General features: G+C 62.1%; 17 protein-coding genes. 10 read left to right on the top strand and 7 right to left on the bottom strand.

The features are described 5' to 3' along the window. Positions 1 to 261: 261 nt before the first annotated feature. Together HHL09_RS26055 and HHL09_RS26050 are read right to left on the bottom strand one after the other, a co-directional pair. Positions 262 to 1,458 (bottom strand): XRE family transcriptional regulator, encoded by a 1,197-nt coding sequence (locus HHL09_RS26055; RefSeq protein ID WP_169457581.1) that lies wholly within the window; start codon positions 1,456 to 1,458, stop codon positions 262 to 264. Continuing rightward, positions 1,455 to 2,132, bottom strand: a complete 678-nt coding sequence (locus tag HHL09_RS26050; RefSeq protein ID WP_169457580.1) for a hypothetical protein — start codon at positions 2,130 to 2,132, stop codon at positions 1,455 to 1,457. Before HHL09_RS26050 ends, HHL09_RS26055 begins: the two co-directional genes overlap by 4 nt. A 1,382-nt stretch (positions 2,133 to 3,514) precedes the next feature. Between HHL09_RS26050 and HHL09_RS26045 the strand changes: the two genes are divergently transcribed. The 6 genes from HHL09_RS26045 (at position 3,515) to HHL09_RS26890 (ending at position 7,449) form a co-directional block, all read left to right on the top strand. Continuing rightward, positions 3,515 to 3,823 (top strand): WYL domain-containing protein, encoded by a 309-nt coding sequence (locus HHL09_RS26045; RefSeq protein WP_169457579.1) that lies wholly within the window; start codon positions 3,515 to 3,517, stop codon positions 3,821 to 3,823. 325 nt (positions 3,824 to 4,148) lie between these two features. Beyond that, positions 4,149 to 4,886, top strand: a complete 738-nt coding sequence (locus tag HHL09_RS26040; RefSeq protein ID WP_169457578.1) for a PEP-CTERM sorting domain-containing protein — start codon at positions 4,149 to 4,151, stop codon at positions 4,884 to 4,886. 66 nt (positions 4,887 to 4,952) lie between these two features. Next, the gene (locus tag HHL09_RS26035) at positions 4,953 to 5,687 is read left to right on the top strand and encodes a PEP-CTERM sorting domain-containing protein (protein WP_169457577.1); all 735 of its coding nucleotides are present in this window, start codon (positions 4,953 to 4,955) and stop codon (positions 5,685 to 5,687) included. 111 nt (positions 5,688 to 5,798) lie between these two features. After that, a complete protein-coding gene (locus HHL09_RS26030) occupies positions 5,799 to 6,485 on the top strand; it encodes a PEP-CTERM sorting domain-containing protein (RefSeq protein WP_169457576.1) in 687 nt (228 codons plus the stop codon). A gap of 190 nt (positions 6,486 to 6,675) precedes the next feature. Beyond that, positions 6,676 to 7,314: a hypothetical protein gene (locus HHL09_RS26025; RefSeq protein WP_169457575.1), complete on the top strand. Its 639-nt coding sequence runs from the start codon at positions 6,676 to 6,678 to the stop codon at positions 7,312 to 7,314. A gap of 39 nt (positions 7,315 to 7,353) precedes the next feature. Beyond that, the gene (locus HHL09_RS26890; RefSeq protein WP_169457878.1) at positions 7,354 to 7,449 is read left to right on the top strand and encodes a PEP-CTERM sorting domain-containing protein; all 96 of its coding nucleotides are present in this window, start codon (positions 7,354 to 7,356) and stop codon (positions 7,447 to 7,449) included. A 778-nt stretch (positions 7,450 to 8,227) separates the two neighbouring features. Here the strand turns inward: HHL09_RS26890 and hemW are convergent. The 4 genes from hemW to HHL09_RS26000 all read right to left on the bottom strand — a co-directional run bounded on the left by hemW (position 8,228) and on the right by HHL09_RS26000 (position 16,193). Beyond that, positions 8,228 to 9,313 (bottom strand): radical SAM family heme chaperone HemW, encoded by a 1,086-nt coding sequence (gene hemW / locus HHL09_RS26015; RefSeq protein ID WP_169457574.1) that lies wholly within the window; start codon positions 9,311 to 9,313, stop codon positions 8,228 to 8,230. A 282-nt stretch (positions 9,314 to 9,595) separates the two neighbouring features. Further along, the gene (locus HHL09_RS26010; RefSeq protein ID WP_169457573.1) at positions 9,596 to 10,327 is read right to left on the bottom strand and encodes a PEP-CTERM sorting domain-containing protein; all 732 of its coding nucleotides are present in this window, start codon (positions 10,325 to 10,327) and stop codon (positions 9,596 to 9,598) included. A gap of 1,073 nt (positions 10,328 to 11,400) precedes the next feature. Further along, entirely contained in the window at positions 11,401 to 13,353 is a 1,953-nt protein-coding gene (locus tag HHL09_RS26005; RefSeq protein WP_169457572.1) for an FG-GAP repeat protein, read from the bottom strand. A gap of 875 nt (positions 13,354 to 14,228) precedes the next feature. After that, complete coding sequence (locus HHL09_RS26000) at positions 14,229 to 16,193, bottom strand: hypothetical protein (RefSeq protein WP_169457571.1); 1,965 nt, start codon at positions 16,191 to 16,193, stop codon at positions 14,229 to 14,231. A gap of 143 nt (positions 16,194 to 16,336) precedes the next feature. On the opposite strand from HHL09_RS26000, the gene hisC reads away from it, so the two are divergent. From hisC to mnmE, 4 genes are all read left to right on the top strand, one after another. Beyond that, on the top strand, positions 16,337 to 17,437 hold the full coding sequence (hisC, locus tag HHL09_RS25995; protein WP_169457570.1) for a histidinol-phosphate transaminase: 1,101 nt from the start codon (positions 16,337 to 16,339) through the stop codon (positions 17,435 to 17,437). Positions 17,438 to 18,482: 1,045 nt separating this feature from the next. After that, on the top strand, positions 18,483 to 18,929 hold the full coding sequence (gene tnpA, locus HHL09_RS25990; RefSeq protein WP_169457569.1) for an IS200/IS605 family transposase: 447 nt from the start codon (positions 18,483 to 18,485) through the stop codon (positions 18,927 to 18,929). 682 nt (positions 18,930 to 19,611) lie between these two features. Next, the gene (locus HHL09_RS25985) at positions 19,612 to 22,635 is read left to right on the top strand and encodes a hypothetical protein (RefSeq protein ID WP_169457568.1); all 3,024 of its coding nucleotides are present in this window, start codon (positions 19,612 to 19,614) and stop codon (positions 22,633 to 22,635) included. A 552-nt stretch (positions 22,636 to 23,187) separates the two neighbouring features. Continuing rightward, positions 23,188 to 24,543 (top strand): tRNA uridine-5-carboxymethylaminomethyl(34) synthesis GTPase MnmE, encoded by a 1,356-nt coding sequence (mnmE, locus tag HHL09_RS25980; protein ID WP_169457567.1) that lies wholly within the window; start codon positions 23,188 to 23,190, stop codon positions 24,541 to 24,543. Positions 24,544 to 24,990: 447 nt separating this feature from the next. Here the strand turns inward: mnmE and HHL09_RS25975 are convergent, their stop codons facing one another. Continuing rightward, on the bottom strand, positions 24,991 to 26,784 hold the full coding sequence (locus HHL09_RS25975) for a choice-of-anchor tandem repeat GloVer-containing protein (protein WP_169457566.1): 1,794 nt from the start codon (positions 26,782 to 26,784) through the stop codon (positions 24,991 to 24,993). Positions 26,785 to 26,925 lie beyond the last annotated feature (141 nt).

The following is a 26,925-nucleotide window of genomic DNA, read 5'->3' as shown; positions in this document are numbered from 1 at the left end:
ACTTGTCCCTACCTTTTTCCAATGTCCTGTATCCGCCTGCCGTCTAATGCCCCAAAGGGGCAAACGTCGATAGCCCGGGGTAAGCGCGGCACGCGCGCAGCCCCGGGAAGAACCCGGCATACATTGGTGCCCTGAAGGGGCAAACGGGGGATGGTGAGTTCAACGATCCCCGCAAAAGCGCAGCCTCTAGCAGCTGGTGCTGTTGCTTCTCTGAGCCGCAGTCTTTCTTCTCTCCTCTAGAATCAGAAGAGTCGAAGCCAATCAGGTTTCTTTTCGTTTGAAGTCGAAGTGAACGAGGTTGTCCGTCTCTCTGCCCCGTCCCGTAAGGAATCGTTCAACATCAGCTCGGTCGAGTTGAAATAGTTCAGTAAGTACGGCTGTGGAAAAGGGCAGTCGCTCTAGAAGGTGCGGCATGGCTTGCGATCCGAAGTCTTCTTCGTATCGCTCGAAGCATTTAGGAAACAGTCGGATGCGCTCGGGAAGGATCTTGTCATCCAGCGGTTCGACCTGGCGCGCCTTCTTTTTGCTGATCGCTATGTTGAGCCAGTTGTACTGACTCTTCGTAAGCAGCTGCAAAGTAAGACCTCGTCTAATCATCGCTTGTATCGAAACCTTCCATTTTTCTTTCAGGTCGACAAAGCACTGGAACGTAGGAGCCCAGAAGTCGCTTGCAAATCGGTCAGCTGGTAGAAGCAAGGCACCGGCAAACCAATGTGCTTGTTCTTCAAGCTTTTGGTAAATCGCCTTTCCATCACTTCCGGAGATGCACTCCTTGTCCACATGGCGGTGCAGAATCATGTGACCGATCTCATGCGCCAGATCGAACCGGGCCCGACATCCAGACTGCTTGAAAGAGTTCAACAGAATGTAAGGGCGGCCCTCGTGGTAAGTCGAGACTGCATCCAGATCAGGAACGTTGAGGTTGAATCGCCCAACAGCTATGCCAGCTTTCTCGGCCGTCCGCAAAAGGTTTCGGATTGGATTCTTGCCTAGATCCCAACAGTCGCGCAGGCGAAGAGCGGCGTCCTCGACTACATCCACTGTAATCTGGCTGATGTCGCTCGGGATATTCCATGTATCGATCTCGGCTCCCAGTTGGAAGCTCGGAAGCTCAAAGACTCTATCAAATGATCTATGAGCTTCTAGGATCCAAGAAAGGACAACCTCACCTCGTTTGGTATCGGCTTTCTTCTTGGATGAGTTGGAGCGCCACTGTTTCAGCAGGTCGTGGAAGCCGACGACATCAGAAGGGGTCAGAAAGAACTTTTTTGGCAGGTTCAGAGCAAAGGCGATCTTCTCAAAAGTTTCCGGGCTCGGCTTACGCTTGCCCTTCAAGTAGGAAGTAATTGCATCTGGAGTTTTGCCAATATCCTTCGCTAGCGAAGCTTTGGTCTTCAGTTGAAAATCCAATGCTTGCTCTAGTCTCGTTGGGTCAAAATTGTCTACGCCTACCCTCATGCGATGTATCGACGGATCTCTTCCGCCGTCCTGCGCTTGAATTCTAGTAGATCGTCAGAATCCAAGTCCATGATTTCGGTTTGCCTTTGTGTGAGGTCCGAGACGCCAAGGGAGATGAACTTCTTGCTCTTCCTCGGAAACACGAATTCGATGTTTCCAATCTGGTGCAATCCTTCGGGACTTTTTTCGTGGAGGATCAGCATGTTCAGAAGGTGGTCCCGCGGTTCGCTGACGATCCTCTTTTCGGTAAACCACTCGCCGTCGAAGTATTCGTTGACCTTGGAATTATTCTGGAAGTAGCCGGAGCCAAGATTCACGAAATCATCAGGCATAGCGTCAGATTTGGTGTGGTGATGGTGAGTCACGAGGAAGTCTCCGACGATCAGTTCCACATGGTTGTTTTCGCCTTCCTCTCCCTCCATCTTTTCAGCGCACCTCATGTAATCGGGATACTGAGCCGCGAATTCCACAAGGTCGTTGTTGATGAGGGCAAACCTCAAATGCCCGGTCAGCACTTTCCGGTCTTTCTGGCGGATGCGGGGATCATCATTAAACGCCTCCACCGACTGGCGGTAGCTGGCACCCAGTTTCCTAGTGAGCTCGCTAATCGCTCCGAGGGGAAAAGCGATTGTCACCGCGTCTAGTAGGACTTGCTCTAGTGGACGTTCAAGCATGGAACAGGACCTTATTTTTTTGAGGTACTTTTACAAGTAAAAAAGCAAGAAAGTCGGACTTTTGGGTAATTATTGATCTAAAATCTGGACTATTGCCGCGTTCTAATCGGAATTTCGTGCGGCATGCTTACCGGTGGTTTTCGCTGCGCTCGACCACCGGCTATTGGCTGGATGCCCTCCGGGCAATCGATTCGCGATGTGCCGGGCAATTGGGCTTGGGGGCCATCCGCAACCGGTGGCGTGGGCGGGTTGGTTGGTTAGGGAATCGGGGATTGATCGGTGCGGTTGTCGGTGCGGTGATGATCCATCGATGCGGCCCGTGCCGCGAAAATCCGACGCTCATAGAGCGCCGCTACATGTTTCCCTGACTTTGAAGGTGGGGTCGGACGCCCCCGACCGACCGCGGGAGCGCCCTAACAACAAGGCACCGCTCCCGGACAAGCGGCGCTCTTGTCCCTACCTTCTTCCAACACCCCGGCACACGCTTGCGTTCTCGTGCCCCGAAGGGGCAACAGCCAATAGCCGGTGGTCGAGCGCAGCGAAAACCACCGGTAGGCATGCCGCATGAAATGAACCCCGAACGGGGTTCCAGCGATGTGCCCCGATGCCCGGATGAAATTCGTGGAATCCGTGATGCCGAAGGAGCCTTCGGGGTAGGTGCAGAAGGCGGATCTTGAGGTGACTTCCCGCGCGCCGGAACCCCTTCCGGGGTTCGATATACCTCTCGTCGTACCGGTGGTTGTCGCTGCGCTCGACCACCGGCTATTGGCTGGATGCCCTCCGGGCAATCGATTCGCGATGTGCCAGGCTATTGGGCTTGGGGGCCATCCGCAACCGGTGGCGTGGGCGGGTTGGTTTTGTTAGGGAATCGGCGATTGATCGGTGCGGTGATGATCCCTCGAGGCGGCGTGATGCCGCGATCTTCCGACGCTCATAGAGCGCCGCTACATTTTCTTTCGGACCGCTCCGGAGGAGCGTGATGGGTGGATCGATCGATGCGGCCCGTGCCGCCAATCACCGACGGTCATAGACCGCCGCTACATCTTATCCTGGCCGCTCCTGCGGAGCACGGGGAGGGGAGTGTCCCGGATTTGCGGCATCTCCCGGGCTTCGCGAGGAGGGGCGAGCCCCCTCCGATACCCGCCGCGGCGTCTAGCGAGAAGAACTAGTCCCCGGTATAAAAAATCTTAGAAGCGCTCTCTAGACTGGCGGCGTCTTCTGTGTATTTTTTACCCCTGCATTCACCCGGCACATCAGCTTCCAATGATCATGCCGACTCGCTCCTGCTTTCGGAAACGCCTCGCTTCCCTTCGCTGGGAAATCGGGGTTTTGCTGGTTACGGTGACGCTTCTCGCGGCGGCCCTTCTTCTGATGATTCGGTAATGCGCTCGAAACCGTCTCTTCAGCAGTTGCGGGACGCCATCCTCCTGAGGCGCGTCATCGAGTTCAGGTATCGCGGCGCGGTGGTGAAAGCCGAGCCGCGGATTCTCGGGCGCGGCGGCCGCTATGGAGCCTTCATGCTGCTGGCCTGGCAATTGGGCGAGCAGGGGGGCTGGCAGCTCTTCCGCTTCGGGGAGATCCATGGTGTCGCGATCCTCCCGGAGCCCATCGAGGCGAGGCGGCCTTCATGCGCGAGGCTGAAGCGCCAGATCGTGGAGATGGATACCTGGGCAATCCCGGTGCCGGACTGACCGATCCCGGCTCCCCGCGGCGGCACCTGCACTCCCGGGTGAAAAAAACGCCACAGGCATCGGTCGCGCTCATCTAACGGAAGCGCCGCGATCATCTTCTCTCATGGGAAATGACATTGTTAGAGTGTTTTAAATGAATGGCTTGTTAGATGGTGCAGTTTGCATTTCGTGATGCTTCAAACACACGACCCTGCAAAGTTTGCAAAACTACGGGCTCCGCAATATTTCGGGTTGTTGGAATGTTAGGGGACTGTTAGGTGCGGGCATCGACGGGGTAGTTCGCAACGCTGCTCCGCTCTTCACCCTGACAATTCCCACCCCTTACATGAACTTCACGTCCTGCCCTGGTCGTGGCCTGAATCGTTTGGTTCTCGCTGCGTCTCTCGCGATCGCTTCGCCCGCTTTCAGCGCGATCGTCTTTTCGAATCCCACTTTGGAAGGCACTCCTGCGACCCAAACCGCCGTTCCAACCGGTTGGGAATTCGTCCCCTACGATGCCCCCTTCAACCTGGCAACGACGGCCGCGCTCTCTACCGGCGATGTCCTCGCCGCGGATGGTCCGGCCATCGGCTCGGGCTTGTTCGGTGCCGCGCAATCCGGAGACACTTTCTTTGCCGGTATCCACGGCTCTACCACCCCGCAGGTCCTTCAGGAAGGACTCCAGCAGACCGTGAGCGGATTCACGGTGGGGGAGGATTACTCCTTTAGCTTCTTCCAAGCAAACGTCGGACACACGAACCGACAGGACAGCGAGGGAAGCTGGCGCGTGTATGCCGATGGCGTGCTGATCGGAACCACAGATCCGACCACGAGGACCCTGGCTTGGAATGATCCGGACAAGGCGACCGACCTGAATTGGGAAGAGCGCACTGTCACCTTCACCGCCACTTCCGAGTCCATGACCCTCAGCTTCCTTCCTTACGATGGCGATGGGGATGTGGCGGGCCAAGGCGGCGTCTACATGGGCATCGACTCCTTCTCGGAGATCACGCCCGTGCCGGAACCTGCCGCCGCGCTGCTCGGTGCCTTCGGATTTCTGGGATTGATGCGCCGCCGCCGCTGAGCGGTGCCTCGCTCCGCGCATCTTGTCTTATGTCACCGTGCAGCTGCTGACAGCGACCACCCTTCTATGATCTACACGTCCCACCCCGCTCGTGGCCTGAATCGCTGGATTCTCGCCGCGTCCCTCGCGATCGCTTCGCCCGCTTTCAGCGCGGTCGTTTTCACGAATCCTGATCTCGAAGGCACCGTTGCCTCTGCGACCCTTCCGGCCGGCTGGGTAGCGGTTCCTTTCGAAGCCGCGTTCTCGGAAGCCACGATTTCCGGAGGCGCCAGCCCCGACACGATCGATGGAACAGGGCCAAATCTCGGAGGCTTCATTTTTGGTAGTCCCCATTCCGGGACTTCTTTCGCCGGGGGAGCTCACACCACGGCTGCCGGACAGACCGCCCAGGAAGGACTCCAGCAAACCGTGAGCGGGTTCACGGTGGGGGAAGACTATTCCTTCAGCTTCTTCCAAGCCTATGTGGGAACCTCGAACGGTCGCGATGGAGGTGGAACATGGCTCGTCTATGCGGATGGCGTGCTCGTGGGGACCACGATTCCCAACACTACTACCTTGGCATGGGACGATGCGAACAAGTCTATGGCATTGTCGTGGGAAGAGCGCACGGTGAGCTTCACCGCCACGGCCGAGTCAATGACCCTCAGCTTCATGCCCTATGACCCGGACGGCGACATCTCGCCCCAGAATGGTACTTACATGGGTATCGACTCCTTCTCGGAGATCACGCCCGTGCCGGAACCTGCCGCCGCGCTGCTCGGTGCCTTCGGATTTCTGGGATTGATGCGTCGCCGTCGCTAGGCCGCTTCATTGCATGAGCCCCCGGTGACATCGTTGCCGGGGGCTTCTTCCGTCATGCGGCGATCCGGTCCGATGGCAAACCGCTTGTATTGTTAGAGTAACTTCTGCCCCATGAAAACACTCCTTCTCACGACCCTTCTCGCGGCTGCCGCGGGTAGCGCCCAGGCGGCGCTGGTCTATAGCCAGACCTTCGATGTTTTCGATGACGTCCCGACCAGCAGCATCTACTTCGACGCGGCACCCGAGTACGACGGCATCGTCGGCGGACTCACCGGTGCGGATCTGGACGCGAATGCGAACCTGAATGGCAAGCTGGTCACCAGCGGCGCCAGTGGCAGGCTTCCCCAGAGCGGCACCCACTTCCTGCACTCGAATACCCTCGGCACCCCTACGGGCTCGATTCCTGCGGGTGAAGTCTGGGGCACCAATGCCTCGCAGGTGCCCACGGTGGAAATCGGCACCATCTACGAATTCTCCTTCTACATCGCCGCGCAGAACGGGACGGGTCCCGCAATCATCTCGCCCCGCATCAATGGAGTGGAACTTCAGGGCCTGACCGTGGACGGTGAGACCAATCCCGCCAATGCGACCTATACGGCCTTCGGCAGCTGGGTGAAGCATACCTACTACTGGGAGGCGGATACGACCACGGCGGACCTCAGCCTTTTCAATCTCAGGACCGCTGACGCGGGGAATGACTTCTACCTGGATACCATCACCTTTTCCTCGGTCCCGGAGCCGGGCGCAGCACTGCTCGGTGCCTTCGGATTTCTGGGATTGATGCGTCGCCGTCGCTAGGCCGCTTCATTGCATGAGCCCGCGGTGACATCCTTGCCGGGGGCTTTCCGATCATCGGTCACCACGGCTCGATTCCGCGAAGATTAATCTTTCATCTATCTCAGTTACAAATTTGACAGGCCGCGATGGTCTGGAACTCTTGACAATCTAGCATGTGCGGAGATTCTCGCCGCCCACCCCTTAGGACCCCATGAAAACCAGTCTTGGACTTCTCCTCGCCGCCCTGGGAACCGTCTCCCAGAGCCAAGCCGCATCGGTCTTTTTCAGCCAAGCCGTCGACGCATTGGGCGCTCCGGTAGGCGGACTCACCGGTTCCGCCGGCCTTCCGGTCTATGCGCCGATCCGTGAAACGGAAATCAGCCAGATCCTTGGTTATGCCGAGGTCACGCTCGGAGCCACATCGGGTATCTCGGCTCAGCCAGCCGCCTACCCGCTCAATGATGGTACGGATACCTACATCTATCAGCAGGTGGCTGCGGGCGTGAATGCCTTCACCACGCTGAATTTCCGCTTTGTCTCTTCCGGTGGCAACGGCTTGCCGGTTCCAGCGACCACGATCGGCGTATCAGAGCTCTACGTCCGTGTGGACGGCCGCGGTTACAGCGGTGGCGGCGGCTTCGTGACGACCGATGAGACCAATACGCTGAGCTTGGCCGGCAGCCAGCCCGCGTCATGGGAAGTGGTGTCCGATCTGGGCATTATCAATGACAGCATCACCGATGGAGTCCTCAGCTACGAGTCCACCGCAGCGCTGAATAACGTGGCCCAGTTCATCGAGTGGCGTGCCTTCGATCCCGAAGGGGACGAGAGCATCACCGGGCTCTCCTAGCGTCTCGATAACAATGGCGGTTCGCTCAATGGCACCCACCTGCAGATCGACCTTTCCCCGATCCCCGAGCCGTCCACGCTGATGATCGCAGGCGCGGGCCTGATGATCGCCGGCCTCCGTCGCCGCCGTTTCTGAGGTCAGTTCGGTCATCCGATTGATCTATCCTTTTTCTTCTGCGCGCGAAAGCCGTGCTCCCGGGATGGAGCACGGCTTTTGTTTTTTTAAAGGATGGCCTAACAGAACTGGGCCGGGGATGGCGGCATGGGCCGCATCCGGGGCATCCACCCATCGCGCTCCACCGGAGCGCCCCGAAAGAAAATGTAGCGTCGGTCTATGACCGTCGCAAACTCGCGGCAACACGCCGCATCGGGGGATACATCCATCACGCTCCATCGGAGCGATCCGAAAAAAATGTAGCGTCGGTCTATGACCGTCGCAAACTCGTGGCAACACGCCGCATCGGGGGATCATCGATTCTCTAACAGGCTCGGCTGGTCCGGTCTCATTGCCCGGAGGGCAATCAGCCAATAGCCGGTGGTCGAGCGCAGCGAAAACCACCGGTAGAGATGGAGTGTGAATGGAACCCCGGACGGGTTCCAGCGATGTGCCCCGATGCCCGGATGAAGTTCGTGGAGTCCGCGATGCCGAAGGAGTTCCCTGGTAAGTGCGGATCGGGGATATCGAGGTGACTTCCCGCGCGCCGGAACCCCTACCGGGGTTCAATACCTCCACCGGCGTAACCGGTGGTTTTCGCTGCGCTCGACCACCGGCTATTGGCTATGGCCCCTCCGGGGCCTTGGACGCAAGCGTTTGGCGAGAATCCCTCGATGCGGCCCATGCCGCCAAAGTCCGACGCTCATAGAGCGACGCTACATTTTATCCTGACCGCTCCTCCGGAGCACGGGGAGAGCCCCTACACCAGCTCCGCGGCGATGGGATCCACCAGCGGGGATCCTGCCAAAGTCAGCACCAGCATCTCGCCGCGCTTTTCGGCGAGGCCGTGTTCTAACAGACGATCGACGGCAGCGGCATCGACGAGGGAAAGCGGGACGCCTTCATCGGTCCGCAGCAGCAGCGCGATGCGTTCCAAGCGCTTCTGCTCGTCATCCAGCGATTCGCTTTCCGTGATCGCATTTCCGAGCGCGGCAAGCATCTGCACATACGCCGCGGTATCCGCCACATTCCGCGTGCGCACGGCGGAGAGCGTGGAGACGGCGGAGGGACCGAGGCCGAGGTAATCCTCGCCGCGCCAGTAGCCGCGGTTGTGCGAGGAGTGATGCCCGGCTTTCGCGTAGTTCGAAGTCTCGTAGTGCTGATAGCCGGCCTCGCGCAGGAGGCGATCGGCCAGCAGGAAGAAGCTCGCATTCACGTCCTCGCTCTCGCTGACCTCGCCGCGGCGGAGGGATTCGAAGAATGCGGTATCTTCCTCGTAGGTCAGGTTATACGCGGAGATGTGATCCGGCTGCAGCGCGATCGCCGTCTGGAGTGTCTGCCGCCAATCCTCCTCGCTCTGGCCGGGGATGGCGAACATGAGGTCGATATTCACCGAGGGCATGCCGGCTTCCCGCAGGACACCCACGGAGGCGGCGGCTTCCTCGGCGGAGTGCTCCCGGCCGAGCTTCTCCAGGACGTGCGGGGTGAAGGACTGGATGCCCAGGGAAATGCGGGTCACGCCGAGCTCGCGGAAGAGCCTCGCTTTCGCGACATCGAAGGTCGCCGGGTTTGCCTCCAGCGTGACTTCCTCGAGCGTGCTGAAATCGATGCACTCGCGCAGCCCGCCGAAGAGCTTGCGCAGGTGCGTCGGGGAAAGCATCGAGGGCGTGCCGCCGCCGAGGTAGAGGGTGCGCGGTTTTTCGGTCAGCGCGGCGAGCCGCAGGCGGGCCTCCTCGAGCAGCGCGTCCACAAATGCGCCGATGGGCGTGTCACCCGGGGTGTGCTTGTAAAAGGAGCAGTACGGGCAGACCCGGTGGCAAAAGGGAATGTGGACGTAGAGGAGCAAGGCGGGCGGACTGGCTGGCTAGCTGGCTGGGACAGCCATGGAGTGGGAAACCGGGAGTGTCGAGGGGGGAATGGCAGAATGAGGAAGCGCCCGCCCCCCGGGTTCCGCAGGAGCGGTCCAAAAGAAAATGTAGCGTCGGTCTATGACCGTCGCAAACTCGCGGCATCAGCCGCATTGAGGGATCATTTCACTCCTGAAAAACAAAAAGAGCCGCGCAGGGGGCGCGGCTCTCTGGGTTTGTCGATTCCGGGGTGGGATCAGTAAAAATGAGATCGCTGCAGCTCAGCGCTTGCGGCGCTGGCGGAGGAAGGCTCCGGAGCCGACGAGCAAGCTCAAGGCCAAGGCACTGCCGGGCTCGGGGATCGGGGAAACTTGCCCGAGGCCGGCGCCATCGATCCAGAGCTCGGAGGGGATGCTGGTATCCTTCACATTCAGCGCGCCGAAGAAGAAGGTGTAGTTGCCCGTCTCGGTGATGTCGAAGCCGAGGCTCTCCCAGCCGTTGACGGTGATGCCCATTCCCGCGCCGACTTCGCCGAGGCTGACGAACTTGGTGATCAGGGTGGGTCCGTCGTTGAACTTCACGCCATAGAAGGCCCAGTCGTCATAGGGGACCCAGTCTTTCTCGACGAAGTTCCAGCGGAATTCGAACTTGTCCCCGGCCACAGCAGAGACGGTCTGGTAGATCAGGGAGCCATTGGTGGCATTCATGTCCTGGTGGTAGGACTCCAGCTGGGCTTCGGTGAGGCCCATGGTCTCCGCGATGAGTCCGGCCGGGATGGCTTGGGAAAAGAGCCGCGCGGAATATTTTCCGGAATCCGCGTCGACGCTGCCGGGCGAGCCGTAGTCGTAGCCGGTGAAAACGCCGACGTCGCCAAGGCTGGTCCAGCCGTCGAGGGAGCCGGTTTCGAAGCCGCCATTCACCAGCGCGGCACTTGCGGAGCCGAAGGCACCAAGTGCGGCGAGGCCGAGCACGGCGAGGGATGAGGTAAGGGGTGGGGTGGGTGTATTGTTCACGATTCTTTGGGGGAGAAGCGGTCGCTTTCGTCTATGGGGGTGAGAGTGCCAAGTGCACAACGGCGGATATCTAACGTATTTTTAATATGCGCATCAATATGAATTATTTAGTTCGAGATGTTCGGTGCTAGGTTAACCAAATTTTGCCTACCCGGTGGATCGCCCGATGGGGGTCGGGCGGGGCGAGGGTGGGGTTTTGTAATGAATTGGTGGAAAGTGGGTTGGATTCGGATTGGGGAAAGGGCTGGTGGGCAAGAGCGGCCTAACAGGGGATCGCTGCGGGGGATGCTTGGTACGCGATCGTGGAGGGAAGATTGGCCCCGTTGAGCTGCGATTTCCGGCGTGATTGGAAATTGTTATGATATCGGATAAGGGATATTTGATGGTGGCATAGTGGATTTTGTTAGATGCGGGGCATGCCGGAGCGCCCCTTGCCAGTCCGCGAACGAACGAAGGCTCCGCAGGAGCGGTCAGGGAAAAATGTAGCGTCGCTCTATGACCGTCGGTGATTGGCGGCATGGGCCGCATCGGGGGATCATCCATTCTCTAACAAGTTCGACTGGTCCGGTCTCATTGCCCGGAGGGCAATCAGCCAATAGCCGGTGGTCGAGCGCAGCGAAAACCACCGGTAGATCCGCGCGCGGGATTGAACCCCGGACGGGGTTCCAGCGATGTGCCTCGATTCCCGGATGAAATTCGTGGATCCGTGGTGCCGAAGGAGTTCCCGGGTAGGTGCGGAAGGTGGATCTTGAGGTGACTTCCCGCGCGCCGGAACCCCTACCGGGGTTCGATATCACTTCCCGCCATACCGGTGGTTTTCGCTGCGCTCGACCACCGGCTATTGGCTATGGCCCCTCCGGGGCCTTGGATGCAAGCGTTTGGCGAAAACCACCCGATGCGGCCCATGCCGCTAAAGTCCGACGCTCATAGAGCGCCGCTACATTTTACCCTGACCGCTCCTGCGGAGCACGGGGATGAACGCACAAGGATGCAGCCCATGCCGCCAACCACCGACGCTCATAGAGCGCCGCTACATTTTCCCCTGACCGCTCCTGCGGAGCATCTCGCGGAGCCTACCTCTTCACCTTCGGAAGCACGGGGGCCTCGATAAAACCCGCGATCGAAATCTCCGCAGGCGCGACGACCTTCTTCGGCGTGCCAGTGGCGGATCTCCAGGCCGCATCGACTTTCCCCACCGCCACCTTCACCGGAAACAGAGCAGCGAACTCCTGGCGGCTCACCTGACCATTCTCATCTGTATCCAGCTGCGCCGCGAGTTCACCGCGCTGGCTCCGCGCAACGATCGCGGCATCATATTGTGCCATGGTCGGCAGGCCCTTGCCGCGGAACCACTGCGCGGTGGTGATCGGTGCCGGGATCTTCAGTCGCTTGAGGAAAGCATCGGCCTGCTTCGCTCCGGTCTTCCCCGGCGGATACATGGAAAGCAATTCATCGCGGCTAAGCCGCAGGTCGCCATCGGCATCGAGCTCCGAAGATGCCTGGAGGTAATCCATCCAGAGATGATAAGCAGGCGGCGCGGCGGGATCGGCCAGGGCGAGGTCCAACTCGAGATAGTCCACACTGGAGCTGCGATTCCAATCGATCGTGCCGAACACGGTCGAGGTAAGGCGATCGACGGGGAAAAGCTGGTCCCACTCGAGCGGGGAGAGGGTCTCGTCGTGATTCGTGTCCGCCAGGTTCAGCACGCGGAGCGGCAGGCCCTCGGGCGTGATCAGGCTCAGGGAAATGACCACGCCGCGATTGTTCCGCCACGGTTCGTAGGTGATGGTGCCATCGTCTTCCGCGCCGACGATGAGCAGGGAGTCGCGGCCATGGAGAGCCATCGTGGAGCCGAAGCCCGTGCCGCTATTGTCCGTCCCCTCCGGGAGCAGGCGGCGGAGGCGATCCCAGCTGCCGTTCTGATTGCGGCGGAAGACAAAGGCCGAGCCGGCATCCAGCCCGCGAAGATCGTGGCTGGCATTCGGCCCGCCGATCACCGCGGTGTCTCCTACGACGACCATCGTAGATCCGAAGCGCATCATCGACTCGCTGTAATCCGGCGTGCCATCGTCGAGTTTTCCCGTGTATTCCCATCCGCCGTCCGGGAGCTTCCGGTAGGTGAAGGCCTTTCCCTCGCCACCGGCCGCGCCGCCTTGCACGGCGCTCACCAGAAGCGTCTCGCCATCCATGGCCAGGCTGCTGCCGAAGAACTCGTAATCCTTCGGGCCGTCCGGCGAGGCGAGGATGCCATCCGGCGACCAGACGCCACCCTCGCGGCGGAAGAGGAAGACTTGCCCGGCACCGAGTTTCCCCTGGTAGTAACCGAAGGAAAAGCCAACCGCGGCGTGATCCCCGGAAAGTGCCAGGCGGAGCGGAGACGAGGACGGCCGGTCCTGCGTGCTGCGCGGGGTCGGCAATTCGGCACCCTGGGTCCAGATACCATTCTGGCGATGGAAGAAGTAGGCGCTGCCCGCATTTCCACCCCAGTTGTTGAGGCCGCCGTGGGCGAGGCTCATGATCGTATCCCCATCGATCACCACGCCATCGCCGAGGGAATCATCCTTGGCGGCGTCCTCCGCGAAGAGCTTTGTCTGGAGGGTCCATGTCCCGTTGTGACGCTCATAGACGAGGAGGCAGCCGGCACCCGGGAGCTCGCCCTTCGGCTCGTAGGGGGCGCTGACCACGAGGGTGTCTCCGGAGAGGGCGATGGAGTGGGCGAATTCGGAATACTCTCCGACCACGTTCCCCGGGATGCACTGCTGGAAGGTCCAGCTGCCGTTTTGAAAGACGTAGATATAGACGCTTTTTTCCCAATACCTCGGCCCGGTGCTGTTGCCGAGGAAGACGGCGGTATCCCCGCTGACCTGAAGTCGTCCGCCGAAGCTCTTCGCCGCGAATTCCGCGGGCAGGCTGGAGACGCTCAGGCGCTGGTCTTCCCGGGTCACCAGGGAAAGCGGCGTCGCGGCAGGGAGAATACAGATCCCGGCAGCGGCGAGGAGAGGGGAGACGGAGCGGATGGAAAACATGCGTGAGGGCGCGCGGATGAGATATCAGGAATGGCATCCGGTCGAGGGGCGATTTCGAGGCGTGGGACGAGGGCTCCGCAAGAGCGGTCCGAAAGAAAATGTAGCGGCGCTCTATGAGCGTAGGTGATTGGCGGCACAGGCCGCATCGGGGGATCCACCCATCACGCTCCACCGGAGCGGTCCGAGAGAAAATGTAGCGTCGGTCTATGACCGTCGCAAACTCGCGGCATCAGCCGCATCGGAGGATCATCGATTCTCTAACAAGTTCGACTGGTCCGGTCTCATTGCCCGGAGGGCAATCAGCCAATAGCCGGTGGTCGAGCGCAGCGAAAACCACCGGTTGGCCCACGCAGAGAATGGAACCCCGGACGGGGTTCCAGCGATGTGCCCCGATGCCTGGATGAAGTTCGTGGAATCCGTGATGCCGAAGGAGTTCCCTAGTAAGTGCGGAAGCGGATCTTGAGGTGACTTCCCGCGCGCCGGAACCCCTGCCGGGGTTCAATATCGCCTCCGACCCAACCGGTGGTTTTCGCTGCGCTCGACCACCGGCTATTGGCTATGGCCCCCTCCGGGGCCTTGGACGCAAGCGTTTGGCGAAAACCGCTCGATGCGGCCCATGCCGCTAAAGTCCGACGCTCATAGAGCGCCGCTACATCCCTCCCTGACCGCTCCTGCGGAGCATGATGCGAAAATCCCCCGATGCGGCCCATGCCGCTAAAGTCCGACGCTCATAGAGCGCCGCTACATCCCTCCCTGACCGCTCCTGCGGAGCATGAAGCGAACATCGCCCGATGCGGCCCATGCCGCCAAAGTCCGACGCTCATAGAGCGCCGCTACATTTTCTTTCGGACCGCTCCTGCGGAGCATCTCGCGGCCTACTTCTTCACCTTCGGAAGCACGGGGGCCTCGATAAACCCCCCGATCGAAATCTCCGCAGGCAGCGCGACCTTCTTCGGCGTGCCAGTGGCGGATCTCCAGGCTGCATCGACTTTCCCCACGGCCACCTTCACCGGAAAAAGGGCGGCGAACTCCTGGCGGCTCACCTGGCCATCCTCATCCGTATCCAGCTGCGCCGCGAGTTCACCGCGCTGGCTCCGCGCAAGGATCGCGGCATCGTATTGCGCCATGGTCGGCAGGCCCTTGCCGCGGAACCATTGCGGGATGGTCGGCGAGGAGGAAATCTTCAGTCGCTTGAGGAAGGCATCCGTCTTCTTCGCACCTGCCTTGCCCGGCGGATACATGGAAAGCAATTCATCACGGCTGAGCAGCAGGTCGCCATCCGCATCGAGCTCCGATGTCATCTCCAGGTAATCCATCCAGAGATGGTAGGCACGCGGCGCGGCGGGATCGGCCAGCGCGGCATCCAGCTCCAGATAGTCGACGCCTTCGGAGCGGTTCGCATCGATCATGCCGAAGACGGTCGCGGTGAGGCGATCGACGGGGAAGTAGGTATCCCACTCGTGCGTGGACAGGAATTCGTCGTGATTCTTGTCCGCCCGGGTCAGCAGGTAGAGCGGCATGCCCTGGGGCGTGATCAGGCTCAGCGAAAGGATCACACCGCGATTGTTCAGCGTGGGGTCAAAGGTGATCGTGCCATCTTCTTCCTTGCTGGCGATGAGCATCGAGTCACGGCCATGCAGGGCCATCGCGGAGCCGAAGCCCGTGCCGCCATTGTCGGTGCCCTCCGGGAGCAAGCGGCGCAGCTGCTGCCATGAGCCCTGCGCATCGCGGCGGAAGACAAAGGCGGAGCCAGCCTGCGTGCCCAGGCCATCACTGCTGGCACCGGGACCGCCGATGAGCAGGGTATCGTCCTCGATGTCCAGCGTGGAGCCGAAGCGCTGGATGGCATCGATGGCATCGCTATTGCCATCCGTGAGGACTTGCTCCGTCTGCCATGCGCCGGAGTTCTGCAAGCGGCAGACATAGACCTTGCCCTCGCCACCGGTCACACCGCCCTGCACCGCGCCTACTAGGATCGTCCTGCCATCCGTGGCGACGGTGGTGCCGGCGAATTCGTAGGGCTGGGGAGTGGGGGTCAAGACGAGCGGGGCGCCTGCCGTCCAGACAGAACCCCTGCGGCCGAAGACGAAAACCTTTCCGCCCGCGGCTGCCCCGTGATCTTCATCGAAGGGCGAGCCAACCACGGCCACATCCCCATGGAGGGCGACGCGGAGCGGGCGCTCTTCATAAGGACTCGTCGAAAGCATGGCGGTGCTCGTCGGCAGATCGGCCTGCTGGGTCCAGATGCCATTCGCGCGATGGAAAATGTAGGCATTCCCCGCGTTGTTCCCGGAGTTGTTGATGTCGCCATGGGCGAGCGTCAGGATGGTATCGTCATGGATCGCGATGCCATCGCCGAGGAAATCCCCGGTGGCGGAGTCCTTCGCGTGGAGCTTTGCCTGCAGATCCCAGACGCCATTGTTGCGGGTGTAGACGAGCAGGCAGCCGGCATTCTGGATCGCGCCATTCGGCGCGGCGGAGGCGCTGATGACGATGGTATCCCCATCGATGGCGATGGCGTGTCCGAACTCGGAATTCGGCGGGACGTAGTTGCCCAGGATGCGCTGCTGGAAATTCCAGCTGCCGTTTTCAAAGACGTAGACGTAGACGCCGAGCTCCACGGAGTTTTCCTGGATGCCGCTGCCGAGGAAGATGGCGGTATTTCCGCTGACCTGGAGTTGTCCGCCGAAGCTCTTCGCGGCGAGTTCCGCGGGCAGGCCGGAGACGCTCAGCCGCTGGTCTTCCCGGATGACGAGGGAGAGGGGCGTGGAAGCAGCCGGAAGACTCGAGATCCCGGCGGCGGCGAGGAGGAGAGGCAGGAGGGGGCGGGTGGAAAACATGGGGTGGAGGCGCGCAGATGAGATATGAGGAATGGCCCGCGGTCGAGGGGTGATTTCGATGCACCGGACCCCTCGCTCCGCAGGCGCGGCCCGAACTTCCTCTCCGCTCTTGCCCCCCGCCGGTGCCCCGCCTAGCCTGCGGCATGGCCATCGAGCAATCCGCCAACCGCTTCGTCTGCGATCTCATCGCCTACGAGCCCGGCAAGCCCATCGAAGAAACCGCACGCGAGCTGGGGCTGAACCCGGCAGACATCGTGAAGGTCGCGTCCAATGAAAATCCCCTGGGACCCTCGCCGCTGGCGAAGGCGGCGATGGAGAAGGCGCTCGGTGAGTCGCATATTTACCCGGATGGTGGCGGCTGGAAATTGCGCACCGCCATCGCGAAGCGCTTCGACATGGATATCTCCAACGTCGTGCTCGGAAACGGCTCGAATGAAATCATCGAGCTGCTCTGCCACAGCTTCCTGAATCCGCAGGCGGAACTCATCGCCGCGGAGCACGCATTCGTCGTCTACAAGCTGATGGCGACCCTCTTCGGCGCGAAGTACGTGGAAGTGCCGGATCCGAATTTCGTCCACGATCTGGAGGCGATGGCGGATGCGATCACGCCGAACACGCGCCTCGTCTTCATCGCGAATCCGAATAACCCGACCGGCACCGTCGTCGGCCAGGAAGCGCTGGACCGTTTCATGGCCCGCGTTCCGGATCACGTGGTGGTGGCCTTTGACGAGGCGTATCACGAGTTCCTCGATGATGCGCCGGATGTGCTGAAGTACGTGCGTGAAGGCCGCAATGTGGCGGTGCTGCGCACCTGCTCGAAGATCCACGGTCTCGCCGCTCTGCGCATTGGCTACGGCCTCTGTTCGAAGGGCGTCGCGGAGATTCTCCAGAAAGCTCGCCAGCCATTCAACACGAACGCCATCGCCCAGGCCGGCGCCCTCGCCGCGCTGGAAGATGCCGATCACGTCGCGAAGACAAGGGCGATCAACAAGGAAGGCCTGGCTTTCTATGAAGCGGCCTTCAAGGAGCGCGGCCTCGAGTATGTGCCGAGCGTCGCGAACTTCATCCTCGTGAAGGTGGGTGAGGGCGACAAGCTCTTCCGCGACATGCTGAAGCAAGGCGTGATCATCCGCGCCATGAGCGGCTACAAGCTGCCGGACTGGGTCCGCATTTCCATCGGCACGCCCGAGCAGAACCGCCGTTGCCTGGAGGTGATGGACTCGGTGATGGCCGCGGCGGTGTGAGGAAGGTCCCATTGCCCGGAGGCAGGGCCGGTCCCATTGCCCGGAGACAGGGCCGGTCCCATTGCCCGGAGACAGGGCCGGTCTCATTGCCCGGAGACAGGGCCGGTCTCATTGCCCGGAGACAGGGCCGGTCTCATTGCCCGGAGACAGGGCCGGTCTCATTGCCCGGAGACAGGGCCGGTCTCATTGCCCGGTGGCAGGGCCGGTCTCATTGCCCGGAGGGCAAATAGCCAATAGCCGGTGGTCGAGCGCAGCGAAAACCACCGGTTATGTTGGAGGCGAGATGGAACCCCGGCAGGGGTTCCGGCGCGCGGGAAGTCACCTCGATATCCACCTTCCGCACCAACCCGAAGGTTTCTTCGGCATCACGGCTCTGCGAACTTCATCCGGGTATCGGGGCGCATTGCCAGAACCCCATCCGGGGTTCAATTCCATGCGTGGACCTACCGGTGGTTTTCGCTGCGCTCGACCACCGGCTATTCGCTGCATGCCCTCCGGGCAATGAGATCCCTCACCAGTCTCGCGCCAACACGCCGCATCTCTCTCGATTATCAATCCACCATTCAAAGGTAGGGACAAGCGCTCCCGCTTGTCCGCGGATGGTCCCTCGGAGCCGGGCCGGTCCTAACAGGTTTCCCCCTGGTCCGGTCCCATTGCCCGGAGGGCAAATAGCCAATAGCCGGTGGTCGAGCACAGCGAAAACCACCGGTCGGGTCGGAAGTGACATCGAACCCCGGCAGGGGTTCCGGCGCGCGGGAAGTCACCTCGACATCCACCTTCCGCACCAACCCGAAGGTTTCTTCGGCATCACGGCTCCGCGAACTTCATCCGGGTATCGGGGCGCATTGCCGGAACCCCATCCGGGGTCCAATTTCATGGGTGGATCTACCGGTGGTTTTCGCTGCGCTCGACCACCGGCTATTGGCTGCATGCCCTCCGGGCAATGGATTCGCCACCCTTCCGGGCAATGGCAAGGGGGGCTCTCCACCTCGGTTCAATTCAATTCACCTTCCTCTGCCTCTGATGTGATGTTAGATACCTTCACGTGCCTTCCACCTATATCAGCTTGTACTATCACCTGATCTTTTCCACGAAGCTCCGCGAGGCCACCATCCTTCCCGAATGGCGCGAACGCCTTCACGAATACATGGGCGGTATCCTCCGCGGTCTGGAGGGAAAACCCATGGGCATCGGTGGTACGGCCGATCACGTCCACGTCCTTGCATCGTTGAAAGCCACCCATTGCCTCGCCGATGTGGCGCGCGAATTGAAGCGCTCTTCGTCCATTTGGGTGGCGGAGAACACCACCCAAACAGGATTCAAGTGGCAAGAGGGCTACGCGGGATTTTCCGTCAGTGCTTCCAAGGTAAAGACGGTTCAACAGTACATCGCCGGGCAGGAAGAACATCATCGGGTGAAAACCTTCCGGGAGGAACTGGTGGAGTTTCTTGAAAAAGCCGGGGTGACCTATGACGAGCGATATTTGGATTGAAGCCGTCCAAGGGGATTGTTGATCGAAAACCTTCCCGTCGGCACGATACGATTCATTGCCTGGGAAGCATGGCGAATCGATTGCCTGGGAAGCATGGCGAATCGATTGCCTGGGAAGCATGGCGAATCGATTGCCCGGAGGGCAAATAGCCAATAGCCGGTGGTCGAGCGCAGCGAAAACCACCGGTAGATCCGAGCGCGGGATTGAACTCCGGAAGGGGTTCCAGCGATGTGCCCCGATCCTCGGATGAAATTCGTGGATTCGTGATGCCCAAGAAACCTTCGGGTTGGTGCGGATGGGGGGATATCGAGGTGACTTCCCGCGCGCCGGAACCCCCTGCCGGGGTTCAATATCACTTCCGACCTAACCGGTGGTTTTCGCTACGCTCGACCACCGGCTATTGGCTGCATGCCCTCCGGGCAAATGAAACCAGCCTCTCTCCGGCCAATAGACCATCCCCCGCCACACTCATAGCAGGGACTTGCCCCTCCCATCTCCGGCATCCCATCCCCATCTCTTTTCACGATCGCAATTCGCACGGTTTGACAGTGGTCGGGAGGGTGACTATCTCTAACGGCGTAGAATAAGGAAAATGCCGGGATCTGTCGCCTTCCAGAACCAGCGCGAGTTCCGCTGCAGTCATTGCAGTGGAAAAATACTTGTGCCAAAAGACCTGCCTCCGATGACGGGGCCTTGCCCGCATTGCGGGACCACGATCACTTCGCCCGGACCGGAGGACGACAAGCCGCCGGTCCAACAGGTGAGTGCCAAGGTGGAAGTCCCCGCGGTCGCGGTCGTGAAGGAAAAGGTCGAAGTGCCCGTCGCGGCACCGGCACCGGCACCGACACCAGCCCAACAAGCACCCGCTCCATCGCCCGCACCGGCACCCGCTTCCACTCCGGTCCCGGCCGGTCCGCCACCTTTGCCGCCATCGGCACGCGCGGCGACGCCGGTTTCCACGCCGGCCCCGGAGCCGGTGATGCCACCCGTTTCCACGCCGCCGAGCTCTCCTTCGCAGGGGCGGGGACCATGGGGCGGCCCGGGAGAATCGCGGACCCAAGAGGCGACACCCGTCGCGCAAGCGCCAGCCGTCCCGGAAGCACCACCGATTTCCGAACCGGAACCCGCGCCTGCTCCCGCGCCCGTGGTGGCGAAGGCCCCCGAGCCGCAGCCGGTGCCTCAACCCGCGCCGCAGCCCCCCGCGCCCGAACCCGTTTCGATCGTCACGATTCCCGACCCGGAACCCGCGCCCGCGCCAGCCCCGGAATCGAAACCCGACCCCGTGGTGGTGGCGAAAGCCCCAGAGCCCAAACCAGAGCCGGAGCCCAAGCCAAAGCCCGCTCTCGCTCCCGAGCCTGTTTCCGTCATCTCTCTTCCCGATCCGGAGCTGCTCCCTGAGCCGACGCCTGATCCGGTGGTGCTCGAAAAGACCCCGGAGCCGGAAGCGGTGCCGGTGGCGAAGGTCCCCGTGCCCGAGCCCGTGGTGGTGCCGACTCCCGAGCCGGAGCCAGAGCCCGTCGTGGTGGCGAAAGTGCCCGAACCCGAGGTACTCGAAAAAGCCCCGGAGCCGGTCGCGGTCCCGGTCCCCATCGCGGTGCCGGTGGCGAAATCTCCAGAGCCCGAGCCGAAGCCGGAACCCGAGGCGACACCGGTCGCCGCCGTGGTCCCGAAAGCGGAGCCGAAACGCGAGCCGGAGCCCCAGCCGGTTCCGGCCGCCGCGCCGCAGCGGCCCGCCACGCCGCAGCGCGTGATCGTGCCGATCGGTCTGAATCCGGTGCCGCCGCCGCCTCCGGAGGAGACCCCGCTTGCCAGAGTCAGCGAGTCCGCCGCGCCTCCCCCCGAAACGGTGCCGCCCGTCCAAATTTACGAGGCCCCGGTGAAGAAAGCCGAGCCCGCGCCCGCTCCGCCGCAGCGCGTGATCGTGCCCATCGGGCTGAATCCGACGCCTCCGACGCCACCGGAAGAAAAGGAGCAAGTGTTTGCTTACCAAGAACCGGTGACTCCTGCTGCACCGCAGAGGGTGATCGTGCCGATCGGACTGAACCCGGTCCTGCCGCCCCCTCCGGAAGACGCGCCCCCGGTCCCGGCGAATCCGCTCGCTCCGCAGCGCGTGATCGTGCCGATTGGCCTGCATGAGGCGATTCCCGCGGCCCCGGCACCCGTGCCGACCGCCACTCCGGTGCCCGCCCCGCCGCAGGAGACACCCGGCTACGGTGCCTCCGTCGCCGCCGCCTACCACCCGCACGCGCCGATCCAAGAAGTGCCGGTAGCTCCGGCGCGACCGGTCCCGGTGAAGATTTCGATCGGCCTCGGCGAGGAGGCCTTGGGGGCGATGCCTACCGCGGCGAGGACTCCCGCCCCGGTCCAGCCGCAGGCCCCACCTCAGCAGCCTGTCGCGGCCTACCCGCCCTATGGTCAGGGCGCAGCCGCGTCCCAGCCGCAGTCGCAGCCACCCGCCGGGACTCATCCGCCGCAGCAGCAAGAGCCCATCGCCGCCTATCCGCCCTACGGCCAGGCTGCCAGCGATCCACGGCCCCAGGCGGCAGCTCCAGCACCAGTTTCAGCACCGGCCCCCGCGCCGAGTGAAGTTCAGCCGCAGCTTCAACCCGAAGTTCAGCCACAGCCGCAGCCCCAACCGCAAGCTCAGGCGGCCGCTGCGCCCGCATCCGTGCCGCCACCGGATTACACCGCCGCGCCGGACATCCTGCGGGATCGGGAGAAGGTGAATGCGAAGAAGGCACCGAAGCAGAAGAAGAGCCTGCTGCTGCCGATCATGTTGATTTTGCTCCTGCTCGTCGCGGGCGGGGGCGCGGCCCTGTGGTTCGTGATGAACCACGGAAAGCCACGCGTGGAAGCCGTGGCGGTGAATCCCGCGGTGGAGCAAAAGATCCGGGAGTCCCAGTATTCCGAAGTCGGCTGGCAAGAGGAGGCGAAGCAGGTGCTCGGCTCTTTCCTCTCGGCCACCACGGCATCCGGAAAGGCGGCCTACGCGATCCGCGGGAGCGAGCTGCTGCCGACGATGAATCAATTCTACGGCCCGGACGCGATCGATGACAGCGATACGCCGATGTCTGGATTCGCGATGGCGAAGCTGCCGGCTGCGGACCAGAAGCGCGGGATTTTCCGCATGGTCTATGACCAGCCGCCGCAGTTCGAGATGCGGGAGTTCTTCCGCCCGCTGGCCCCGATCGAGGTCCAGTTCGGCCTGGAGGAGCCGGGTCTGCTGCTTTCCACGATGGCGAAGGCCTCCAATTTTTCATCGGACCCGGTGAAGGTGGAGCTCTTCTTCAAGCGCGAGCCGGATGGCCTGAAGATCGATTGGGAGACCTTCGTGCAGACGAAGTACCGTACCTTCCGTACTTTCACCGAGCTGCCGGACCCGGGCCACAGTTCGATCTTCCGTCTCTTCGTGATGGAGGATGTGCCGGAGCGCGGACGCGCGGCGCAGGGGACGAAGACGTATCGCCTGGTGGACCCGGCGCACCTCACGGACTCCGTGCGGGTGGAGGTGGCGGTGGATTCCGAACTGGGGAAATCGCTCTCCCTGCTGAACTGGCGCGGCGTGCCCGGTGCCAAGCGGGAGACGAAGACCGCCACGCTGGAGCTGGAGTGGACCCACGAGGCGAGCCCGCGGCTGGTGGTGAAGAGGTTCATCTGCTGGGAATTCCTCGGGATCGGCGGACAGGCCGTACCCACGGCGAAGTAACGCGTCGCAGGCGTGCTCCGCAGGAGCGGTCCGGAAAGAAAATGTAGCGGCGGTCTATGACCGTCGCACTTTGGCGGCATGGGCCGCATCGATTGATCAGCGATTTCCTAAAAATCTTCCGCTGGTCCGGTCGATTGCCCGGAGGGCAAATAGCCAATAGCCGGTGGTCAAGCGCAGCGAAAACCACCGGTTACGTTGGAGGCGAAATGGAACCCCGGCAGGGGTTCCGGCGCGCGGGAAGTCCACCTCAAGATCCGCCTTCTGCACTTACCCGAAGGCTCCTTGGGCATCACGGATTCCCGCCATTTCATCAGGACATCGGGGCACATCGCTGGAACCCCGTCCGGGGTTCAATCCTCTGCGTGGTCTACCGGTGGTTTTCGCTACGCTCGACCACCGGCTATTGGCTGTATGCCCTCCGGGCAATGGACACCGGGACCGCTTTCCTTTGGCAAAAGAAGCGCCACAAGCCGCGTGAGCTTTCGCTTGCCGAAATCCGCCTCGCCCCGAGACTGGCTCCTCCGCATCCGCACGCCCGTGACTCCATCCGCCATGACACACGCCGCAACTACTGGAACCATCGTAGCATTGGCGAGCGGCGGGGGGACCTCGGCGGTCGGCCTGATCCGGCTTTCCGGGCCGCAGGCGGAGGCGATCGCGGACGATGCTTGCCAAGGCGCGGCGGGTCGTGCGGTGGAGCGCCGCGCGACGCGGGCGAAGGTGCGGGATGCGGCGGGGCACATCATCGATGATGTCTTGCTGACGGTTTTTCGCGACAATCGCAGTTTCACCGGGGAGCCGGTGGTGGAGATCGCATGTCACGGCGGCCGCCTGATCGTGCGACGGATCACGGAGCGTCTCTTGGAATGCGGCGCGCGCCAGGCAGGCCCGGGGGAATTCACCGAGCGCGCCTTCCTGAATGGAAAGCTGGATCTGACCCAGGCGGAGGCCGTCATGGATCTCATCTCCGCCCAGAGTGATCTGGCGCTGCGTGCCGCGCATGAACAGCTGGAAGGCGGGATCGGCCGGCAGACCGAGCAATTGCGCACGGACCTGATCGGCCTGGTCGCGCACTTGGAAGCGTGGATCGATTTCCCGGAAGAGGACATCGACCCGGATACCGGTGAAGTCTTCCGCACCCGCATCGCCGCGGCGCAGGCCGGGATCGCGCGGCTGCTGGCGACGGCGGAGCAGGGGAGGATCCTGCGCGAGGGCGTGCGGACGGTGATCCTCGGCCGGCCAAATGCGGGGAAGTCGAGCTTGTTGAACCTGCTGCTCGGCAGCGAACGCGCGATCGTGAGCGATGAAGCGGGAACCACGCGCGATACGATCGAAGAGATGATTTTGTTAGATGGCGTGCCCCTTCGCCTCATCGACACCGCCGGCCTGCGTGACGAGGGCGGCGGCGTGGAGCGCGAGGGCATACGGCGCACCCTGCGCGAGGCGGAGCGGGCGGACCTGATCCTGCTGGTGAGGGATGCGACCTTGCCGATGGCGGAGAGCGAGGTGGCGCTGCCAGGCGATTCACCGGCGCGGGTGGTGACGGTCTTGAACAAGGTGGATCTGGAACCGCACGCCGGGTGGTCCGGCGATCCCGCGGTGCGGCTTTCCTGCAGCTCGGGCGAGGGTCTCGATCAATTGCGCGTGCAGATCCGCGAGGCCTTGGATCTTGGTGAAGCCGATTGGGGCGAGCACGCGGTGGCCATCAACACGCGGCACCGGGATTGCCTGCGCCGTGCCGCCTCATCCCTCGCGGCGGCGGATGTCCTGTTAGAAAGCGGCCAAGCCGCCGAACTCGCCGCCATGGAACTGCGTGAAGCGATGGAGGCCCTCGGTGAGATCGCCGGAAAGGTGGATGCGGAAGAAGTGCTCGGCGTGATCTTCAGCAGCTTTTGTATCGGGAAGTAGGCGGGGGATGAGTCCTAGGAAAGGGGCTTGTTCGACTCCGCAATGCCCCGGAGGGGCCATAGCCAATAGCCGGTGGTCGAGCGCAGCGAAAACCACCGGTACGGCGAGAGATGACATCGAACCCCGGACGGGGTTCCGGTGCGCGGGAAGTCACCTCAAGATTCACCTTCTACACCTACCCGGGAGCTCCTTGGACGTCACGGATTCTGCGATCTTCATCCGGGCATCAGGGCACATCGCTGGAACCCCGTTCGGGGTTCCATTTCATGCGTGGACCTACCGGTGGTTTTCGCTGCGCTCGACCACCGGCTATTGGCTATTTGCCCTCCGGGCAGGAGATCCGCTGCGAGCTCACCACCACCACCACCACAAAAAACAATCGGCCCATGTGCCCCACTACCGGACACATGGGCCTTGCCATTGCAGCCTATTGCAACCTGGAAATGCTCACTTCTTCTTCTTCACCACCGGAGTGCAGGTGGCGGTGAAGCTGGTGTCGCCATTGGTGAGGGTGGCATCGATCTCGCGTTCCGTGCCGCGCTCCAGTGAGACCTGCAGGGTGTAGGGATCCTGACCCTTCGACTTCAGCGTGATCACCGCGGTGTCATCGGTGCCGAGCTGGCCCTTGCCCGTGAATTTCTTCCCGGACTCATTGAAAACCGCGGACACGCCGTTCTTCTTGTCCACCACGATCGACAGCGCTGCCGTCAGCTGCTCGCCGACTGCGGTGGCGGTGCCGGCGAATTTGCCGCTGGCCGGTGCGAGCACCGTCACGGTGCCGGTGGCGGTGCCGCCCTTGCCATCGGACACTTCATAGGTGAACTCCGCGCCCACAGGCTCGGCGGCGGCGGTGGTGAAGCGGATGCTCTGCGCACCCTTCTTCGGCGTGACGATTTCCACCGTGGCTCCGGTCACCGTGCTGACGCTGGTGATGGTCAGCTTGTCGCCGCGATCGGCATCGCGGTCATTGCCGAGCACCTTGATGGTGACCGCACGCTTGCCATCGATGGCCTTCGCGGGAAGCACGGCGCTATCCGGCTTCGCCACGGGGACGAGGTTGGCGGCGGCGCTGGCCTTGCGGAAACGGAAGGCGCGGCCGGTCTTGCCACCGGTACCCGCTTTCGTGTCCACGGCGCTGGCATCCGTGCTCATGCCGGAGAAGGCGGCGCCGAACTCATTTTCCGGGAAGCCGGCGAAGCCATAGATCTGCCCATCATTCCCCAGCGCGAGACCGCGGTCGCGGCTGCGATACTCCATCGCCAGCTCGTGCAGGTAGGTCAGGCCTTCGCCCGGCTTGTATTGATAGACGAAGCCCGCGCCATGATCGCCGCCCCGGTCGGTGATGCCGAAGAAGCCGTCTTCCGTGATCACGGAGGCGGTCGTGGTGGCGGTGTTGCCCTTGCCCTCGGTCGCGAAGTCGGCGATCAGCGTGTGCGTGCCGCTGTTCGTGAAGTACGAGACATCACCATAGGTGGTGATGTAGAAGCCGCCATCGGTGGGTCTCATGAAAAGCGGATTGTCTTCTTCCTCGCCGAAGTTCCCGAGCACGGTGATCTCGCCCGGTTCCTCGAGACGATAGAAGACACCGTGGCTCACGATCGTGAAGGGCGCGACGCTGATCGGCTTCCCACCCCAGCGGGTGATGCCATAGACCTCGCCATCGCTGCCGATCGCGACGCCGTTCGGTTCCCTGGGGCTTTCAAAGTCAGCCACTAGGTTCGGGAACTGGTAGAGGCTTTCCCAATTGCCGCTCGGATCGAGGCGGAAAAGGATGCCGGTGCCCGCTTCATTCGGGATGGGGAAGAACGTGCCGGTGCCGTAGAGCGAACCATCCGGTCCCCAGGTCAGGCAGTTGACGTTGCAGACTTCCGTGCGATTGAGGTGGCGCACCACGCTGTAAACGCCTGCGGAGGTGATGCGGTAGATGGTGCCCGCGCCGTAAACGCCGCCGTATTTCGTGGCACCATACATCGCGCCATCCGGTCCTTCGACCAGCGCCGCGGAAGGTCCGGCACCGCCGGCATCCGGGATGCCGATTTCTTCCGTGACCTCGAAGGCATGGATGAGTTCCGGTTCCTGATTCGGGGCGACGCGGAAGACGGCACCGCCGCGGTAGGTGGGCGTCCACGTGACGGATCCATAGAAGGAGCCATCGCCGATATTGAGCAGTTCGCCGACGCCTTCGAACTTGCTTCTGATAACATTGATCTCCTCAAAGATCATGTCTTCTGCGTGAGCCATGGGAGCGGAGAGGAGGAGTCCGGTCGCCAGGAGGAGTTTGGATAGGTTTGGAGACATCGGGGCGGACGCTAGAAATAAAGGGGTTTTCGGCAATAAGTTTGGCGTGAAATTGCGATGAAGGAAACGGCATGTGAATTTTCG

Origin of the sequence: Luteolibacter luteus, assembly GCF_012913485.1 — a bacterium.
GTDB classification, from domain to species: Bacteria; Verrucomicrobiota; Verrucomicrobiia; order Verrucomicrobiales; family Akkermansiaceae; genus Haloferula; species Haloferula lutea.
Note: the sequence above shows the minus strand (reverse complement) of the source record. Positions and strands in the feature narration are given on the sequence as shown.

Coding starts and splice junctions, on each gene's coding strand:
- HHL09_RS26035 (WP_169457577.1), top strand. CDS start 4,953: ATGATCTACACGTCCCACCCCGCTCGTGGCCTGAATCGCTGGATTCTC.
- HHL09_RS26005 (WP_169457572.1), bottom strand. CDS start 13,353: ATGTTTTCCATCCGCTCCGTCTCCCCTCTCCTCGCCGCTGCCGGGATC.
- HHL09_RS26045 (WP_169457579.1), top strand. CDS start 3,515: ATGCGCTCGAAACCGTCTCTTCAGCAGTTGCGGGACGCCATCCTCCTG.
- HHL09_RS25985 (WP_169457568.1), top strand. CDS start 19,612: ATGACGGGGCCTTGCCCGCATTGCGGGACCACGATCACTTCGCCCGGA.
- mnmE (WP_169457567.1), top strand. CDS start 23,188: ATGACACACGCCGCAACTACTGGAACCATCGTAGCATTGGCGAGCGGC.
- HHL09_RS26000 (WP_169457571.1), bottom strand. CDS start 16,193: ATGTTTTCCACCCGCCCCCTCCTGCCTCTCCTCCTCGCCGCCGCCGGG.
- HHL09_RS26050 (WP_169457580.1), bottom strand. CDS start 2,132: ATGCTTGAACGTCCACTAGAGCAAGTCCTACTAGACGCGGTGACAATC.
- HHL09_RS26040 (WP_169457578.1), top strand. CDS start 4,149: ATGAACTTCACGTCCTGCCCTGGTCGTGGCCTGAATCGTTTGGTTCTC.
- HHL09_RS26025 (WP_169457575.1), top strand. CDS start 6,676: ATGAAAACCAGTCTTGGACTTCTCCTCGCCGCCCTGGGAACCGTCTCC.
- HHL09_RS26030 (WP_169457576.1), top strand. CDS start 5,799: ATGAAAACACTCCTTCTCACGACCCTTCTCGCGGCTGCCGCGGGTAGC.
- HHL09_RS26055 (WP_169457581.1), bottom strand. CDS start 1,458: ATGAGGGTAGGCGTAGACAATTTTGACCCAACGAGACTAGAGCAAGCA.
- hisC (WP_169457570.1), top strand. CDS start 16,337: ATGGCCATCGAGCAATCCGCCAACCGCTTCGTCTGCGATCTCATCGCC.
- HHL09_RS25975 (WP_169457566.1), bottom strand. CDS start 26,784: ATGGCTCACGCAGAAGACATGATCTTTGAGGAGATCAATGTTATCAGA.